The sequence below is a fragment of the Candidatus Protochlamydia amoebophila UWE25 genome (assembly GCF_000011565.2).
GTDB classification, from domain to species: Bacteria; Chlamydiota; Chlamydiia; order Chlamydiales; family Parachlamydiaceae; genus Protochlamydia; species Protochlamydia amoebophila.
This window is the reverse complement of record NC_005861.2, coordinates 2,094,898-2,113,639: the sequence shown is the minus strand read 5'-3', so window position 1 is coordinate 2,113,639 and position 18,742 is coordinate 2,094,898. Positions and strand designations below refer to the sequence as shown.

Here is an 18,742-nt window from a genome sequence, read left to right as displayed (position 1 = left end):
TATTAAAAAAAGTTAGCAACTAAGCATCCCTAAATTTTCTAAATAATTGAAGAAATTTGTTTTTGGTCTATGAGATAAAACTTCTAGCTTACAATTTTATATGCATAATTCTTGCGATTTTATAAGCTTTGAACAATAAATTAAACCCCGATTTTGTTTTTTAATTCTATGGTAAGTGATATGATTAGCCGTCCCATCAGCCAACAAATTTATTCAAACTTAAATCGAGTCATTCCTGGGGGCGTTAATTCTCCAGTTCGAGCCTGCGCTAATATGGGACAAATTCCGATGATCATCGATCATGCCTATCGTGATACTTTAGTGGATGTGGATGGAAAAACTTACGTTGATTATTGTGGGTCTTGGGGAGCTTTAATTCACGGCCATGCGCATCCATCTATTCTTGAAGCTGTGCAACAACGAATGAAAAAAGGAACCAGTTTTGGGATTACCACGTCTATTGAGGGGGAACTCGCTCAAGAAGTCATTAAATTAATTGATTCAGTCGAAAAAATTAGATTTGTTTCGTCGGGAACTGAAGCAACCATGAGTGCGGTTCGCTTAGCGCGTGGATATACCAATAAAGAATTCATTGTAAAGTTTAACGGTAATTATCATGGACATGCTGATTTTTTTTTAGTTCAGGCGGGATCCGGTGTTTTAGAAGTTTCTCCCTCAGCCTCATCCGCAGGGATTCCTGCTGATATTGTTAAACAAACACTATGTTTACCTTATAATGATATTGAAGCTTGCCGCCAGATCTTTCATCATTCCGATTATCGACATAAAATAGCAGCTATTATTTTAGAACCTATTGCAGGAAATATGGGAGTTATTCCAGCTTCTCAAGAATTTATGCAGTTTTTGAGGAAAGAAACTTTAGCGATGGGAGCGTTACTGATTTTTGATGAGGTCATGACTGGATTTAGAGTCGCCTTGAAAGGAGCACAGGACATTTACCCTGTTGAACCTGATTTAACTTGTTTTGGTAAAATTATAGGAGGCGGATTTCCCGCGGCTGCTTTTGGCGGCCGAGAAGAGATTATGAATCTGTTAGCCCCGTTAGGCTCTGTTTATCAAGCCGGGACACTTTCTGGTAACCCCATAGCAATGGAAGCTGGCTTGCAAAGCTTACGTTTAATTCAACAACCGGGTTTTTACGAAGAATTGCACAGAAAAACAGATTTACTTTTAAACCCTATTAAAGAAACCATTAAAAAAAACAATTGGCCAATTTGTATTCAACAAGCCGGATCCATGTTTACTTTGTTTTTCTGTAAAAATAGAGTCCGTAACTTAGAAGATGCACTGAAAGCGAACACAACTATTTTTGCAAACTTTTTCAGAAAGCTATTTGATCAAGGCATTTATATCCCTCCTTCTCAGCATGAAGCTTGGTTTATTTCTCAAGCTCATGAAGAGTCTAATTTAATCAAAACGCAATCTGCCATTTTGACTTTTTTAGAAGAAAATTTTTAGAAATTAATCGTTTAATTTTAATATTGCCATTAAATTGTCAGCCAGAAAATATTCAGAAAATAAATATTTATGATGAGAGGAATAGAAAAATTTGGGCATCACTATTTTCTAAATAAATGAGATGAGCAATTTTTCAAAAATAAGCTTATTTTGCTGAATCTGTAAATATAGAAAAGCCTTCTATTTAATTGAACGCAAGCAACGTTAGAACAAAGTTCTAAATTTCTAAAACAAGTATTAAAATATTTTGATGGGTCAAAGAAGCTTGTCTGAAGCAAAAGCAAAATATATTTTATAAGACCGAGAAATTTATACTCATTTAGGTAGGGCTAAATAGGTAAGGCTCTCAATTGTCTTTAATCACAAATAAAATATTTTATTAACTAAATGGAATCAGGTAGTTTTTTAGAAAATGAAAGTATTTTCCTTACAAGTTTTGTACACCTTTGTCTGAGATTACAATTAAATCTTTCCATGTCGCTTGTCTGACCCGATTGCTTGCTAACTGGTTAATGTTAGCTCCAAGGAATGGTTTCATAATAAACATTAAATTTATCAGTGAAATAGAAAGCTTTTTTTAAGGATTCAGCTCATTTTGCAAAAAGAAGCACAGCGTTCATTTCGAGGATCCCCTTGCCTAGCAAGCACTTGGCGACTTTTTTTATGGAAGACGAGCCATAGCTACGGATCATTTTCCTTATTTCTTACCAAACTCCATCGCTCTCTCCTTAAAGTTTAGCCAATTCCAACTCATCTTTCTCATGACAAGTGACTTGTGCATTTAAATCCTCCTCAGGTAAATCTTTGATAATGAAATTAATAAAATTGAGCAAACATGGCATTCTTATATCAAAAATTCCATGAAGAGACACCCTTCCTCTAGGAGCTTTTCTGACAATTTCCTTTAACTGTTCGTTAATAATTTTAGCTTCATTGTTTTCGCTCCACATTTGCTACACTCTAAACAGCAAAAATTTTGCTTTTCCTGTTTTGGATCATCAATCTTCTTTTCTTTACCAAATCTGATCCGCAATGCATGCATTTCATTGCTCTTCTCCGCTTGAATTAGAATAATTAATCTATCTAATTAGATAAGTTTATTGAAATAGCTTTACCTATTCAGTACTACCTGTATTTTTATTTTTTATTTTAATAATAAATCAAAATTTCAAATAATTTAATTTTTTAATATAAAATTAATAAATTAGTTTAATAATTAAGAAGGAGATTAAATTAAAATTTATAATAAGGAGGCTGTGTATGAATATACCGACTAGTGGATCAACTCCATCTCTTCAAATAGAAGAATTAGTGCAATCAAGGGAAATGACATCTGAACAACCAAAAGAAAATACTTCAAAATCATCTGAGGATTCTCAACAAAGTATATCTACAGAAATAGGTGATACTAGTGTTTCTATGCAGGCTAATCATAATGCTTCTGTGCTTGGGCATTTAACGTCAACAAAATTACATCGAGAAATAGATCAGCAACAATCTGTTGCTAAAGCACAGGAAAGTGAAACAATTTCTGTAAATCCAAATGCACTTAGACTAGCAAGTGCCGAAGAATTTCATCAAGCAATAACAAATGCAAAGGCTGGCAAAACTGTATATATTTATCCTGTTGAAGAGTATGCTGAAATGACAATGTTGCTATCTAATGCTGGGTCTTTTGGCGTTGCCATTAAGAAAGATGGAGATATTGTTTCTGTCTTTAAAAGTACTGTTTCAGAAGTGCCTAAAGGTGTCACAGATATTCTAATTCCGGAAGCTTTAAAGAATGGAGGAAGACGTTTGGATTGTTTTAATATGCCAAATCTTCCTTTACCTCTGATGTATGCTAAACACGGGCTTGTTCCGGTTGCAAAAGTTGCATTTGATCCGAAAGAAAAGCCAGATGGTTGGGAAGAGAAAGATGGAACACCCGATGTTATATTTATGGCTTACAATCCTGCAAAACCCTACCCTACAGATACAAGAGAGAGGCTACCGCTAATAAATGCTGATATTAACAAATTAGAAGCTGTGGATTACGGCAGTGCTATAAAAATTCAGGAGGAGAAAGTAGAAGAGTTTAATTCTAAAAATTGAGAAATTTTTATTGCTTTAAGTTATTTTTTAAATAAGCTATTTGTACAGACATAACAAATCTGCTAAATAAATTAATAATGTTGGCTGATATTAAGATTATCTTAATCTGGCATCGTTAAATTACAGATAAAGGAGATATTATGACAAAAGGACTAGAAGAATTTAAACATAATTTCTTTTTAAATGATCATAAAAGCAGTTTTTCTACAGAAAAAACTTCTGCTCAATTACAACTAATTTCTGAGCAAATTTCCCGTGTTTCTGAAGCTGATATTAAAAAATTAATGAGTCAAACTAATTTTACCGAAGCAAAGGCAAAAGAAATTTTAGAGGATCGAGAGTTTTATATTGAATTGGCTATGAAGCAAGGTTTAAGCAGAGAAGGGGCAGAAAAGCATGTTGATTCTACCTTTTAAAAATTTGCAAAATTCGAGGGGAGTCTAATATTTAGTTGACTTCATTCTGGGTAATTGAGACATATAAAGAATAGTGATCTTAATTCATTAAAATTTAAATGTCCAATTACCAACGAAAATTAGGTAGATCTGTTTAATTTATAAATAATAGGTATGGGTAGTGCCAAATAGATAAGTTTATTGAAATAAACTTATCTATTTGGCACTACCTAATATTGATTTATCAAATAATTTTAAAAATATGTTTCACTTTTTCCTTCTTTGGTAGTCGAGCATGTAACTTTTTTACAGTTTAGTTTTTAAACTTAAAAATTTTTGTTAATGTGCCTCAATTACCAAAAAGGAGTTAATGAAAAATAAATTTTAACTAGCTTTGAATTTTAATAGGCAGAATCTACCTCTTCCTCTGCCGCTTGTCTAGTTAAACCTTGCTTCATAGCAAATTCAATATAAAACTCTCGATCCTCTAAAATTTCTTTTGCCTTTGCTTCGGTAATATTAGTTTGACTCATTAATTTTTTAATATCAGCTTCAGAAACACGGGAAATTTGCTCAGAAATTTGCTGCGAATGAATAGAAGATTTTTCTCTATTTGCAGATTCAACTGAACAATTTTGCTTTTTCTGAAAAAACTCATTTTCTTCACTTGGAAAATAATGATGTCCAAATCCATTTAATCCACTTATCATAAACATCTCCTTTGTTTGCAATTTAATAATGATCATTTAAAATTTTTAACGTTTGCCAACTTCATTACTTTAGCAAATGTAGTATTTATATTCAAATAGCTTATTTTTAAAACTTTAAAAAATTAAAGGGCTTTAACCTCTATAAGAATGAAATTCTTTTACTTTCTCTTCCTGAATTTTTATAGCACTGTCGTAATCCACAGCTTCTAATTTGTTAATATCAGCATTTATTAGTGGTAGCCTCTCTCTTGTATCTGTAGGGTAGGGTTTTGCAGGATTGTAAGCCATAAATATAACATCGGGTTTTCCATATTTATCTACATCCCAGCCTTCTGGCTTTACAGCTTCATCTTCATTAAATTTTACTTTGGCAACAGGAACAAGCCCGTGTTTAGCATACATCAGAGGTAAAGGGATCGTAGGCATATTAAAACAGTCTAAATGTGTTCCCTTATTCTCTAGAGCTTTGGGAATGAGGATGTCGACAACGCCTCTCGGAGCTTTTTTAGCATCTTTGAAAACAGAAACAATATCTCCATTCAGCTTAACAGCAACGCCAAAAGACTTATCAGTAGATAGAAACATTGTCATTTCAGCATACTCTTCAACGGAATAAATATATACAGTTGGCCCCGCATTTGCCTTCGTTATTGCATCGTGAAATACTACTGGATCTGTTTCTTGTCTAAGTTCAACATAACTCATAGGTGACGTAGTATTAACTTGCCCCTGTAACGGTACAATTGCCCGTTGCTGATCTATTTCTTGATGTAGTTTAGCTGACGTCAGTTGCTCATGCACTAAAGCAGCGGATTTGAATTGCCTAGAACTACTATTATCAACAACCTCTGTAGATATGCTTTGTTGAGGATTATCATCAGTAACTTCTGGAATATCTAGGTTTGTCTGATTAGAATTTTCCTGAGATGTAAATGTCGGCCTTGTCTGAGAAATTGGGTTTAATTCACTAGGTTGCATATAATGGACTCCTATTATAAATTTAAAAATAAAAACATTAATTTACTAAAATAAATTATTATTGTTTAACATAATACATTTAAATTAAATTTAAGTCAAATTAATTTAATAAAATTTCATTTTTAAAATTTTAAAAATAATTTAAATATTTAATAAAAATTTTTTTAAAAAAATTTAAAATAATATCTTACACTTTGTTTAAATTAAAGCCTTCATGAACATAAAAGTTAAAATAAGCTGCATAGGTTGAAAAGAAAGATATGAATAGCAAAATTAAATAGTTTTCTAAAAAAAATGCAAGAATAATTGTATGCAATTTCCATACATCATTTAATTTATGAAAAAATAAAATAAGATTTAATTTAGCATTCTCGAATGCAAATTAAAATAATAAAGCGGCTTTTTTTAAACTTTTAGCAATTTTTCCTTCAACCCTCCAGCACCTTTTCGCATTCGCTTCCCCATCGTGTATGGCTAAAACTTGCCTCGTAGCAGAGTGAAAACAAGTCACAACCATTGTTGACTATTCTTATTTCTCCATAGCTCAATTGTTCATCTAATTCAATAACAGCGATTTAAAACTTGTTGGCACTCATTACAGTTACATTCATCCTTCTGTTAATTCCTCAACGTTTTCATGAACAAAATGCGGCTGATACCTTCTTTAGTAAAATTTAGTTGAGGAATGCTTAAACAATTCAGGATCGCTTCTCTCCACTAATCATGTTATTATGGATGTTCTGTGACAAACTGACGTCCGTAGTTATAAGGTATGAATGATTCTGCTTTCCATTATAAATATGATCATTTTTTTATAGTCGTCGATTTGCAACTTGGTCATGATAATGTCATTTTAGTTCTTCCTATGATGAATACCTTATAAGAAAATCATTTACATTAGAAAAGCCAAATGGAAATTTTTAATTAGCATGTTATGTTTAGGATCCCCTTAAATTAATATTTCCTTAATAATTCCTTGCTTTAAAATAAATATTTTTTTTGTTTGATAATTAAACTAATTGCTGATAAAAAAATAAATAATTTACTGTTTCATTAACATTTAATAAGGTGATGATATGATTAATTCAATGCTCATTTATGATGTACAAGATTTTAATCTTCCAAATGTCGGCCAGAATATGAATATTTTAACTAATGATGGAGATATTGAAAGTCTTATAGAAGCTGTTAATGCTGACCAGCAGTTACCTATGACGGATAAAATTCGCTGTTACATGAATTACCTTTCTCAGACCCTTTCCTCACGAGGAAGATTGCAAGGAAAGTGTGAGAGCTTATTAAAAACACGCCTTTATGATATAGCGAAATTAGATCGACTTAATATGCAATTAGTTATTAAAGAAGAAAATTACAAAAATAATTCTAAGTTAAAAGGAACAATCGAAAAATTAGATTATTTAGCATCTAGATATTTAATAAGAGCTGGCCATCAATTGAAAAATTCTTATGTGAATAATAAAAGTTATGGGGTTAGCTATTTTGGTTCTGGGCTTGGTTTATTTTTAACCGGTCTAATGGCTTCTTATACAGACAATCCGTCAAATCCTGAAAATGATAAGAAAGATATAATTGCTTGGACAGGTATGAGTACCGGTGTGATTTTGCTGGCTTATCCTTTCTTTAATTCATTTTATCTCGCTTATGAAAATGAACCCTAACCTTAAGTTAGATGCTGAATATAGTTAGGATTTAGCGATAAGAAGGAATACTCCTTCTTATCGCTTTAAAACAAAAAAATTAAGTTTTTGGTGTTTAAGGGTTATTTTCATTATTAATTAATATAAAAAAGTTGCTGAAATATATATCCTAATGATTTACAAGAATAAAATCGTTCGCAAAAAACAATACATTTAGACGAATTATATAAACGATGTTTATTTGCAATGAATGTGATAGTATGATACAGTTAATTTTTAGTATATTTATTTTTAATAAACTTATCCGTAAATAGAAAAATTAAAGTTTTGCTAGTATTCTAAATCATTTAGCATGATAAATATAAAATATTTTAATTTGATGTTTTGTTAATAATTTCATAATCCAGAAGAGGAGCTAATATGAACAATTTTTATAATTTATTTGGTTGTTTTCCTTCTAAAACAGAGATAGATTATGTGGCTTTGTCTAAAAAATACGAGGATTACGAAAGTGAAGAAGGTTATGGCAATGAAGCAATTAAAAGCTGGCAAAAAACTTACACCCCCATGTATGTACAAAGTTATATTAGAAATACTTCTTTAAAAAAAATAAATGAATATGCTCGTGAAGTTATGAAAGCCCTCGCTCAAATACCTCTAACTCCTGCAAATTTAGATATCGCGCAAAAACACCTAATTGATTTGTCTAAAAAAAGTTGCCATTTGAAAGAGGCATTAGCTGATAGACTAAGCTATCTTAGCATAAAAGATGGAAAAAGGCTTGTATCTCTCCGATTAGCGATTCTTTTAACTTCCGAACAATTATCTAGTGACGGGCGATAGTTGAAAAATTAACTCGCAATTTTTAATTATTTTAAATAAGAGCTTTTGCCTGTAAATATCTACATTTAGCTTTTTAATTCAAATTTGGAAAATTTATTTTTAGTAGAGCAGCATTTTAGCATTGCTTGAGATAAGAACACCGCATTTTTCTATCGTACAGTAGAAGTTAATGCGAATTTTAGATCTAAATTATCTTGGCTAAAGGGTCCTATCGCGCTCTACTTAAATTTTTCTAATCCTATAAAAATCAAAAATATTTACTTAAATGGATATCAGTAAAAAATGCAAAGGCTTTATATTTAATAGATGCAGAATAAATGCATTTTTTTTATTAGAAAAAAGAAAATCTTTGCTACAGTGACGAAATGTGAAAAATAAGTTCGCAAAAATAGCTTCAGACACCAACTTTGCCACTTCAATATGTTTAAATATTACCTTTATTCTCTTCTTCTATTTTTCGTTAGCTCGACTTGCTTGCTTTGTGGAATGGAAGAAAAACCTATTAAACTGTATTTAAAGGGATTTTTAGATAAGAGTAAATTAGAACCAGCACAAAAAATATTAACACACTTTTACGAGCAACCTCACTCTCTTATCATTATTGAATTAAACTCTAACTCTGGCGATTTGGTTGATGTTTTAGATTTTGCCAAATCGCTCTATATTTTGAAACAAACACAGCAACAAAAAATTATTGTTTATTTAAATGATGTCGTGACCGGCCCTGCTGCTATCATTCCTTTTTTAGCGGATGAAATGTATGGCTCATTAGTTTTTTCGTGGGGAGATATCCCTGGGAGTGCTGAAAGAGATTTACCCACCAATATTCTCCGTAATCAAGTGCGGAGCTTAATTGATAGCAAAAATCCGCATGCTTCTACCTTATTCTTATTGGCGGATGGGATGACTGATCCTTTTTTGCAAGTTAATGATAAAATCGAAGCTTATAAAAAAAGTCCATACGCGCTATTTTCTTCGGAGGGACAAACGCTAGTTGTAAATCAAAATCAACTTAAATATTTAGGGATAGTTGATGCTCTTTTGCCTTTAAAAGATTTTGAAAAAAAGTATTTGTTCGAATCAATCGATCAAAAATCTAAAACTAATACGACGGATTTGTCAACTTTAAGTTTAGAGCAAAAATTGCAAAAAGAGATTTCATTTAAGAGTAAAAATAACAAGATTGGTTATTTGTATGTTGGCAATCGGGAAACCTCTATTAATGAGTCTACTTGGCTTTACATCAAACAGGGACTTGAATATTATAAAAAAAATCCCCCCTTATTTATCATTCTTGAACTAGATACACCTGGTGGAGAAGTCTTTGCTGCACAAAAAATCTCTGACGCCTTGAAAGAGATGGATCTTCAATATAATATTCCTATTGTGACATTTATTAATAATTGGGCTATTTCTGCGGGAGCGATGCTCGCTTATTCTACCAGATTCATTTCTGCCGTTAAAGGTGCGAGCATGGGTGCTGCTGAACCTGTTTATACGAATGAGAATGGAAAAATGGAGTCAGCTTCAGAAAAAATTAACTCTGCTTTAAGAGCTGACTTTGCAAATCGCGCAAAGCTTTTTGATCGAAATCCCTTTATTGCTGAAGCGATGGTTGATAAAGATATAATTTTAGTTTGGAGACATGGAAAAATTCTCAAACTTGAAAATGAGAATCAAATTCGTCTGGGTGGTAAAGATCCTGATCAAGTGATTACAGGTAAAGGAAAACTTTTGACACTCGATGCGGAGCAAATGAAGCAATATGAAGTCGCAGATTTGGTGTTAGCTCCTCAAAAATTGTCTTCTATCACTGAAGAAGAAAAGGCTAAGGGGAAATGGTCAGCAGACAAAATGCTTCTCTTTCATGCTTCTTTTTTTTCTCAAATTCCTCATGCAGAAATTGACGCTTATCGAATGGATTGGAAGACTCAGTTTTTCGTCTTTTTAGCAACCCCCTTGGTTTCATCCCTATTAATGATGGGATTGCTGATTGGAGGGTATATAGAAATCAATAATCCAGGGTTTGGGGTGCCGGGATCTATTGCGACAATTTGTTTATTTTTAATGGTTCTGTCTAGCTTTTCACTTCAAATAGCTAATTGGTTAGAAGTTATTTTGCTTTTGAGTGGTCTGGGTTTAATTTTAATAGAATTATTCATTTTGCCATCTTTTGGATTACTGGGAATAATGGGAGGATTACTATTTTTATTTGGTTTATTTGGTTTATTGATACCAGGTGTGAATTCCATTCATTTTGAATACGATACACAAACATTTAATGCAGCCGGGCAATATTTGATTAAGCGTTTGGTTTGGTTTTGTGGAACATTGATCTTAAGCAGTATTGTGATTGCTTTATTAGCACAGTACGTGTTACCTAAGTTTTCTGGCTTAAATAAATTTGTATTAAAAGGTTTTGAACAAGAGGGGTATATTGCTGGGAATAATCCTTTAGATTTTCCTCAGCCATTGGCAACTGGGAAAGTACTAACACCTCTTAAGCCAGCTGGTAAAATACTTGTTCAAGAAAAAATTTATGAAGCTATAAGCTCAGGTGGTTTTATTGAAGCAGAGACATCAATCGAAATAGTTCGCCTTGAGGGTAACCTGATTATTGTAAGACCTTTAATAAATAAAAATATATTATGATAGCTTCTATTTTTCTTTTATGTGGACTTGCTCTTATTTTTATTGAATTTTATATTCCTGGGGCAATCATGGGAGTGTTGGGATCAATTTTTTTGATTGCTAGTATAATCGTATTTACTTCGCAGATAAATTCAATTTGGGCAACGATTTTTTACATTTTTTTTACATTTAGCTGTGTGGTATTGCTAATCCGGTTTACTTTATGGCGTATTGTGCACACTAGGCAAGAATATAGCATCTATTTAAAAAAAGATCAGAAAGGGTTTCAGGCTTCCGAATACGATCGAAATGCGATTGGAAAATTAGGAATGGTACTTACCGATCTCAAACCAGGAGGATATATTTTGATAGATGGGGAACAGCATCAAGCAATTTCATTGACTGGCTATATTAGTAAAGGAGAAGAGGTTGTTGTCGTTTCCGGGCAAGAAGAAAGTTTAATTGTAAAAAACTTATTTCCCACTCAAACAATTTAAAAAAGATTAAGAAGAATAAAATTTCATCGAAGGAATTAACTATGTCGACATTATTGTTACAAAATCTGTTAGAAAATGGAACAGAATTTTATTTTTTTATCTTTGTACTTGCTATTGTCTTGCTGATTATTTTAAGTGTAATTGGTAAATTTATCAGTTTATGGTTTCAAGCCTTTGTATCTGGGACACCCATTCCTCTTTTTAATATCATCGGAATGAGTTTGCGTAAAATTCCTCCAAGGGAAATCGTCAATGCCAGAATCAACTTATACAAAGCTGGATTAAAAGATATTCATGTTGGAGATTTAGAAACGCATTATTTGGCTGGTGGACATGTTCCTAATGTAGTCGAAGCTTTAATCGCTGCTGATAAAGCTAATATTCCTCTCGATTGGAGACGTGCAACGGCAATTGATTTAGCGGGTCGCGATATTAAAGCTGCCGTCCAGACGTCAGTAAATCCACGCGTGATTGATTGTCCAAATCATGGAGGATATATTACGGGGGTTGCTAAAGACGGAATTCAATTAAATTGCCGTGCCAGAGTAACAGTGAGGACAAATATCGCTCAATTAGTTGGGGGGGCGACGGAAGAGACGATTATTGCTCGTGTGGGAGAAGGAATTGTGAGTGCAATTGGAGGATCTGATACGCATAAACAAGTTTTAGAATCTCCTCAAAAAATTTCAAAACTTGTGCTTGAAAAAGGGCTTGATTCCTCAACAGCATTTTTAATTCTCTCCATTGATATCGTAGAAATTAATTTAGGCGAAAATATTGGGGCGAAACTCAGAACGGATCAAGCTGAATCTGATATTCGAATTGCAAAAGCGGAAGCTGAAAAAAGACGGACGATGGCTGTTGCTCAAGAACAGGAAAATTTAGCGAAAGTCAGAGATATGGAAGCAAAACTTGTTGAAGCACAAGCAGCTGTTCCTTTAGCGATGGCAGAAGCATTTAGAAGTGGAAAATTAGGTATTATGGATTATCAACGTATTCAAAATATTCAGTCAGATACGGATATGCGTAATGCATTAGCAAAACCAGATTCAGATAAAAAGCAAAATTAAGGTCTTTTTTTTATGTCTATTGTGGAGTTTATTGGATTTGCGATTAGCTTTTTTTCTCTCATCTTCTTATTTTTTCGCAATCAAGCTTATTTTTTTCAAGGTAAAGACGAAGAACATGAAGAACAACAATGGGGGAATGAGCCTCTACAAGTTTTTCTTACAAAAAGAGAAGAAGAGAAAAAAAAGGAGTTAGTACCTTCTTTAAAGCCCTCAATTTCTTCCTTGAATTTTAACAGAGAGATAAAAAATTTTGAAAAACAAAAGGATGTTTTAAAGAAACCAGAAAAACACATGATTTCATCAGATCAGTTAAAAGATTCCTTAAAACAAAAATTTATTATTAATGATGTTGCTGATCTACGTGTTGAATTATTAGACAAGCAACCATTGGTGAAGATAATGATCGGGGATTTAAAAGACCTAAAAGATATTATCATTTATCGAGAAATTTTAGATAAACCAAAAAGCCTACGTTCTTGGGATTAAATTTATGCAAAATACTATTGTAGAGAGATACCAAAAAATTCAAGAAGAGGTAATTTCTAAAATGGTATCTTCTGGAAGAGATCCACAAGATGTTAATTTGATTGTTGTTTCAAAAAACCAACCGATTACTGTTATGCAAGATGTTTATCAATCTGGTTGCAGACAGTTTGGCGAAAATCGAGTGATGGAGGCATTAGCGAAAATTCCCGAAATGCCTAGGGACATACAGTGGCATTTAATCGGAACGTTGCAGAGTAATAAGGTTGCAAAAATTTTAAATTCCTCAATTTCTCTCATTCATTCTGTTCATTCATTTTCTTTAGCTAAAAAGATTTCAGAAGGAAGCCTTCAAAAGCAAAAAATCACTTCTATTTTGCTTCAAGTGAATGTTTCCAAAGAAGAATCTAAACAAGGTTTAACGCATGATGAATGGGAAAAATTATTAGCACCTTTACAAGAGCTTTCTAATCTGCGCATTGAAGGATTGATGACAATAGCTCCTCATACAGCAGATTTGGGATATGTGCGTTTCTGTTTTAGACAATTGTTTGAGTTAAGAGAAAAATGGAAAAAACAAATGAATAATCCCACTTATTTTAAACACCTTTCTATGGGAATGACAAACGATTATTTAATTGCCATTGAAGAAGGAGCAACGCTTCTTAGAATAGGATCAGGTATTTTTGGGCACTAAAAGATTGCCTATCTGGAATCAAAAGTAGGTAAATTAAGTTTTTGTTGAACTTAATAAATTGGTACTTATAAGCTACTCCGTTGAATACTTCTCTTGAACCTTTGTAATTTTGTTAAAAGTAGAATGTTTAAGAGACTTACATGCATAAATTTTTCAGCTCATTAACAAAAGGTTATCAATGTGCAAAGAAGTCAAACACAAAATAAATCCAAATATATTTTTTGCTTTAGCAATCGTACTTGGTGTTTGTGCTGGCTATGTTCAAGAGCCTCTTATCTTTCAGACAGCAGAAACAATTTCTCAATTATTCATTAATTTGTTGAAATTAGTTAGTTTACCCATCATTTTTCTTTCCATTGTATCGACAGCTTCTGGAATGGAGAGTATGCATCAAATTAAAGTATTAGGCAAAAAAGTTGCAAAATATACGCTTTTAACAACTATCATCGCTGCGACAATTGCTCTAATCCTATTTGTGGTTATTGATCCAGTTAGAGGGCAAATCACTGTTAACGCCCAAGAAACGATCACTCAATCTTCGCAACCAACCTATCTAAAATTTTTTATCCAAATTATCCCCTCTAATGTCATTCAACCATTTAATGAAAACAATGTGATTGGAGTTTTATTTTTAGCAATGTTACTTAGCTTTGCCATTGTTTCTTTGCCCACTCAATCGAGAGCTGTCCTTCATTCTTTTTTTTCTAGTATTTATGCAGCGATTATTGTTATTACTCGTTGGGTTGTGGCGCTTATGCCTATTGCAATTTGGGCATTTATTACTTTATTCATGTATGATTTAAAACAAGGATTAGACGTCAAAAGCCTTGCACTTTATTTAACCGTTGTGATTTCCGCCAACCTTATTCAAGCTGGGTGCGTTTTACCTTTATTACTGAAGTTAAAAAAAATTTCACCTCTTTTTATGATAAAAGGAATGCTACCGGCTTTGTCAATTGCATTTTTTACTAAATCTTCTGCTGCTGCCTTACCAATGGCTATGCGTTGTGCAGAAGAAAATGTGGGAATTTCTCGCAAGGTTGCCAGTTTTACCCTTCCTCTTTGTATAACAATTAATATGAATGCTTGCGCTGCATTTATATTGACAACTGTCTTGTTTGTTTCGATGAGCCAGGGCATTACCTATAGTTTTGCTGAAATGGGGCTTTGGATTATCTTATCAACAATTGCAGCCATAGGCAATGCTGGGGTTCCTATGGGTTGTTACTTTTTAGCCAGTGCGTTTTTAGCCGCTATGAATGTGCCTCTTCATATTTTAGGAATTATTTTACCTTTCTATTCGTTGATAGATATGCTAGAAAGTGCAATTAACGTATGGTCTGATTCTTGTGTAGCTGCGGTTGTTAATCAAGAAGTGAAGCAAGAGCAAATTTCTTTCGATCAAACACCCATAGATTTGAATTCTGTCATTATTTAAATTTAAGTTAACCAACTTTTTAACAACGGCAGTTGGTTGTTATTATCAATTGTCAACGAATTGGTTGTATTCTTATACCATTTCTTTTTAAAAAGAAAATTTTATCGTTTTAGCATAAGCAAATAAATTCACTGTTTAGGTGGTTAAAATTAGGGCAGCTTTAACTTTGAGTTTTTCTAATTCATCCGTTTTGGTATAATTAATTACTTTTAAAAGAATTCAAAAAAAAATTTATAAACTATTTATTTTTTGTTTGCTATTTTTAATAATGGCGATAAAAGAAGATCCCAAAAAAATGAAATGTAAGGCAGAAATGAAAACAGACGTTTTACCCCAGTTTTTTTCTGTAGACCAAGATGCTGTCATAAAAAAATTGGGACCGCAAGCTCTCATTGAATGCTTTCAGCAAATGTTAAAGATTCGAAATTTTGAACTTCGAGCAGAATCGGCCTATCAACAAGGTAAAATAGGGGGATTCTTTCATGCTTATGTCGGCCAGGAAGCTATTCAGACAGCTGCTGTGCAAGCCATCGGGCAAAGCAATTGGTATGCAACTTCTTATCGTTGTCATGCTTTAGCTTTATTGCTCGGAGCTACTCCTAATGAATTAATGGCAGAACTTTATGGTCGAGCAACAGGAAATGCAAAGGGCCGGGGAGGTTCCATGCATTTTTTCACTGATCGTTTGCTAGGAGGGTTTGGAATTGTAACAGGTCAAGTTCCTATTGCTACTGGAGCTGCTTTTGCTTTAAAATATAAAGGAAATAAAAACGAAGTTGCTGTTTGTTTTATGGGTGATGGGGCGGTTCCTCAAGGATCTTTTCATGAGTCATTAAATTTGGCTTCATTATGGAACTTACCTTGCATCTACGTTATTGAAAATAATCAATGGGGAATGGGAACTGCTATTCAAAAAGCTGTAAGCGTTAAACGTTTGGCGGAAGATAAAGCAAGTGGCTATAACATGAAAGCCTATACTCTTGATGGGATGGATTTTTTTAATTGTTATGGTGGTTTTGCTCAGATTCATCAAGAAGTTTTACAAAGACAAAGACCGGTGCTAGTAGAAGTTGTTACTGAAAGATTTAAAGGACATTCTATTTCTGATCCGGGTCTTTATCGTGCAAAAGATACCCTCAAGCAAATTATGGCAAAAGATCCGATTCTTGCTCTTCAAGCAGTTTTGATTAAAAAAGGAATTTTAACAGAAGATATGGTCAAGCAAATGAACAAAGAAAACCGAGAGAAAATTATTGAGGCAATGTCTTTTGCAGAAAATAGCCCATGGCCTGATCCGCAAACATTGGAAGAAGACGTATTCGCCCCCAATTTCATTGTATAGGAGTATACTCAATGAGCACTGAAAAGCAAACTATCGACATTAGAGAAGCGTTACGACAAGCAATTAATGAGGAAATGGCAAGGGATTCTAGCGTTTTTGTCATGGGGGAAGAAGTTGGCGAATATAATGGAGCGTATAAAATTACTAAAGGAATGTTGGATAAATGGGGAGCAAATCGCATCATAGATACCCCTATTTCCGAATTAGGTTTTGCTGGTTTGTGTATAGGCGCTGCTATGACTGGACTTCGACCAATCGTTGAATTTATGAGTTTTAATTTTTCATTTGTTGCAGCCGATCAATTGATTTCTAACGCGATTAAAATGTACTATATGTCAGGTAATCGTTTTTCTGTTCCCATTGTTTTTAGAGGGCCTAATGGAGCGGCAGCACAAGTTTCCAGTCAACATTCTCATTGTGTAGAAGCTATTTATGGAAATTTACCAGGATGGACTATTATAGCTCCAAGCAATGCTTATGATGCGAAAGGATTATTAAAGTCTGCTATTCGAGATAATAATCCTGTTTTATTTCTAGAATCAGAGCTTTCTTATGGAGATAAGATGGAAATTCCGGTCGATGAATATCTAATTCCGATTGGGAAAGCACAGATTGTTGTGCCTGGGGCAGATGTGACTTTAATTGCTCATAGCCGCATGGTTACAATTTGTAAAGAAGTTGTAAATGAATTAACAAAAATGGGAATTTGTGCTGAACTTATTGATCTTCGGACAGTCAAACCTTTAGATATTGCTACTATTGCAAATTCAGTAAAAAAGACTAATCGCTGTGTCATTGTTGAAGAAGGACATTTATTTGCAGGCATTGCGGCGGAAGTTGGCTTTCAAATTATGGAACATTGCTTTGATTATTTAGATGCTCCTTTGGAAAGAGTTTGCCAACGCGAAACACCCATGCCTTATTCGAAGGTATTAGAAAAAGAAACAATGCCAAATAAACAAAGAATTCTTTCTGCAATTTATAAAACACTTCAAAAAAATTAGGAGTTAAGTGGTATGCCTTTTACACTGACAATGCCCAAACTCTCTCCCACAATGGAAGAAGGAACACTGATCAAGTGGCATAAAAAAATTGGGGATTCGATACAAACTGGCGACTTGCTAATTGAAGTAGCTACTGATAAAGCAACTGTAGAATATAATGCTATTGATGACGGATGGCTTAGGCAGATTTTAATTCAGGAAGGAAAAGATGCTGCTGTTAATCAAGCTATAGCGATTTTAACCGTCGATCAGAATGAAAGTTTAGAAGGTTACCAAGCAGACGGGGTAAAAGAAAAGGCTTTGCAACTTTCATCTGACAGCATTGAGATGCCAGAGTTAAATTACAAAGAGAAGAAAGAACCTAAAAGTAAAACTACGGCTTTTCAACAGCCTGTCTTTGTCCCAGAATTTCCTTTGGAAAATTATACGTTTGAATTCCCGATAGAAAGAGGGGATAAAAAATTATTAGCTTCCCCCTTAGCTAAAAAACTCGCTAAAGAAAAAGGATTAGATCTTACAACAGTAAAAGGAACAGGTCCTCAACAACGAATTATAAGTCGAGATCTTGACAAAGCTCAAGCTGCTGGAGTTGTCAATTTTGGACATCGTGAGACTCCTCAATTACCTCCAGGTAGTTATGAAGAATTATCTTTGACTCCTATGCGTAAAGTTATCGGACAAAGGTTACAAGAATCTAAATCCTTTATTCCTCATTTTTATGTCACTTTAACAATCGATGCTAGTCCATTGACCCAAATCAGAGAGCAACTTAAAAATAATCAAGTTAAAGTATCTATCAATGATTTCATTGTTCGAGCCTGTGCATTAGCTTTACGTCAGAATCCCGGTTTAAATTGTGGTTTCAATTCTGCGAATCAATCGATTATTCAATTTAAAACAATTGATATTGCAGTTGCTGTTAGCCTGGAAGAAGGGCTAATCACTCCTATTATTCGTCACGCAGACTTTAAAAATTTAGGAGAACTGTCGGTAGAAATGCGTGTGTTGGCTCAGAAAGCACGTGAAGGAAAGCTTGAACCTCAAGAATATAAAGGAGGATCATTTACGATTTCAAATTTAGGAATGTTTGGTGTTTCCGAGTTTCAAGCGATACTAAATCCTCCACAAGCGGCTATTCTCGCTGTGAGTGGAATTTTAGATGTTCCTGTTATTCAAAATAACATGGTGATACCCGGTAAAACAATGAATTTAACTTTATCAGTTGATCACCGTGTAATAGATGGGGTGGCGGCTGCCAAATTTCTTCAAAGTTTAAAGCAATTGTTAGAAAATCCCGCTGGATTATTGCTTTAATAAACAAGTAAAATGAGGTTTAAAAATTGATCACGTTAAACCTACGTAAAAAATGCTCTATAGGAAAAAATAGAAACTTTGTAATATGATTTAAAATAAATATTTGATT

At 33.4% G+C, this 18,742-nt stretch carries 16 protein-coding genes and 1 pseudogene; 14 read left to right on the top strand and 3 right to left on the bottom strand.

Annotated elements, in window-relative coordinates; all coding sequences use genetic code 11:
• Window positions 1-180 precede the first annotated feature (180 nt).
• Window positions 181-1,479, top strand: coding sequence for a glutamate-1-semialdehyde 2,1-aminomutase (gene hemL / locus PC_RS08370; protein ID WP_011176293.1), 1,299 nt, complete (start codon window positions 181-183; stop codon window positions 1,477-1,479).
• Between the two features lie 383 nt (window positions 1,480-1,862).
• Here the strand turns inward: hemL and PC_RS11490 are convergent.
• Window positions 1,863-2,526, bottom strand: a pseudogene (locus tag PC_RS11490) (IS1 family transposase).
• A gap of 213 nt (window positions 2,527-2,739) precedes the next feature.
• Here PC_RS11490 and PC_RS10120 point away from each other — a divergent pair.
• Together PC_RS10120 and PC_RS08355 are read left to right on the top strand one after the other, a co-directional pair.
• Window positions 2,740-3,573: a hypothetical protein gene (locus PC_RS10120; RefSeq protein ID WP_011176290.1), complete on the top strand. Its 834-nt coding sequence runs from the start codon at window positions 2,740-2,742 to the stop codon at window positions 3,571-3,573.
• 140 nt (window positions 3,574-3,713) lie between these two features.
• Window positions 3,714-3,989 carry a hypothetical protein gene (locus tag PC_RS08355; RefSeq protein WP_011176289.1) on the top strand — a complete coding sequence of 92 codons (276 nt, stop codon included), beginning with the start codon at window positions 3,714-3,716 and terminating at the stop codon, window positions 3,987-3,989.
• A gap of 380 nt (window positions 3,990-4,369) precedes the next feature.
• Here the strand turns inward: PC_RS08355 and PC_RS08350 are convergent, their stop codons facing one another.
• Window positions 4,370-4,678 (bottom strand): UBA domain-containing protein, encoded by a 309-nt coding sequence (locus PC_RS08350; RefSeq protein ID WP_044045222.1) that lies wholly within the window; start codon window positions 4,676-4,678, stop codon window positions 4,370-4,372.
• Between the two features lie 132 nt (window positions 4,679-4,810).
• On the bottom strand, window positions 4,811-5,656 hold the full coding sequence (locus tag PC_RS10115) for a hypothetical protein (RefSeq protein WP_011176287.1): 846 nt from the start codon (window positions 5,654-5,656) through the stop codon (window positions 4,811-4,813).
• 1,076 nt (window positions 5,657-6,732) lie between these two features.
• On the opposite strand from PC_RS10115, the gene PC_RS08340 reads away from it, so the two are divergent.
• From PC_RS08340 to PC_RS08290, 11 genes are all read left to right on the top strand, one after another.
• A complete protein-coding gene (locus PC_RS08340) occupies window positions 6,733-7,335 on the top strand; it encodes a hypothetical protein (protein WP_011176286.1) in 603 nt (200 codons plus the stop codon).
• A 399-nt stretch (window positions 7,336-7,734) separates the two neighbouring features.
• Window positions 7,735-8,157: a hypothetical protein gene (locus PC_RS08335; protein WP_011176285.1), complete on the top strand. Its 423-nt coding sequence runs from the start codon at window positions 7,735-7,737 to the stop codon at window positions 8,155-8,157.
• A 420-nt stretch (window positions 8,158-8,577) separates the two neighbouring features.
• On the top strand, window positions 8,578-10,809 hold the full coding sequence (locus PC_RS08330) for an NfeD family protein (RefSeq protein ID WP_011176284.1): 2,232 nt from the start codon (window positions 8,578-8,580) through the stop codon (window positions 10,807-10,809).
• The gene (locus tag PC_RS08325) at window positions 10,806-11,285 is read left to right on the top strand and encodes an NfeD family protein (protein ID WP_011176283.1); all 480 of its coding nucleotides are present in this window, start codon (window positions 10,806-10,808) and stop codon (window positions 11,283-11,285) included. The genes PC_RS08330 and PC_RS08325 overlap by 4 nt, the downstream gene beginning before the upstream one ends.
• Window positions 11,286-11,326: 41 nt before the next feature.
• A complete protein-coding gene (gene floA, locus PC_RS08320; RefSeq protein WP_011176282.1) occupies window positions 11,327-12,355 on the top strand; it encodes a flotillin-like protein FloA in 1,029 nt (342 codons plus the stop codon).
• Window positions 12,356-12,367: 12 nt separating this feature from the next.
• Window positions 12,368-12,841: a hypothetical protein gene (locus tag PC_RS08315; RefSeq protein ID WP_011176281.1), complete on the top strand. Its 474-nt coding sequence runs from the start codon at window positions 12,368-12,370 to the stop codon at window positions 12,839-12,841.
• Between the two features lie 4 nt (window positions 12,842-12,845).
• The gene (locus PC_RS08310) at window positions 12,846-13,535 is read left to right on the top strand and encodes a YggS family pyridoxal phosphate-dependent enzyme (RefSeq protein WP_039358740.1); all 690 of its coding nucleotides are present in this window, start codon (window positions 12,846-12,848) and stop codon (window positions 13,533-13,535) included.
• A 178-nt stretch (window positions 13,536-13,713) separates the two neighbouring features.
• Window positions 13,714-14,973: a dicarboxylate/amino acid:cation symporter gene (locus tag PC_RS08305; RefSeq protein ID WP_011176279.1), complete on the top strand. Its 1,260-nt coding sequence runs from the start codon at window positions 13,714-13,716 to the stop codon at window positions 14,971-14,973.
• A gap of 313 nt (window positions 14,974-15,286) precedes the next feature.
• A complete protein-coding gene (gene pdhA, locus PC_RS08300; protein ID WP_011176278.1) occupies window positions 15,287-16,315 on the top strand; it encodes a pyruvate dehydrogenase (acetyl-transferring) E1 component subunit alpha in 1,029 nt (342 codons plus the stop codon).
• Window positions 16,316-16,326: 11 nt separating this feature from the next.
• Window positions 16,327-17,319, top strand: coding sequence for a pyruvate dehydrogenase complex E1 component subunit beta (locus PC_RS08295; RefSeq protein ID WP_011176277.1), 993 nt, complete (start codon window positions 16,327-16,329; stop codon window positions 17,317-17,319).
• A gap of 12 nt (window positions 17,320-17,331) precedes the next feature.
• Window positions 17,332-18,633, top strand: a complete 1,302-nt coding sequence (locus tag PC_RS08290) for a pyruvate dehydrogenase complex dihydrolipoamide acetyltransferase (RefSeq protein WP_011176276.1) — start codon at window positions 17,332-17,334, stop codon at window positions 18,631-18,633.
• The last annotated feature ends 109 nt before the right edge of the window (window positions 18,634-18,742 follow it).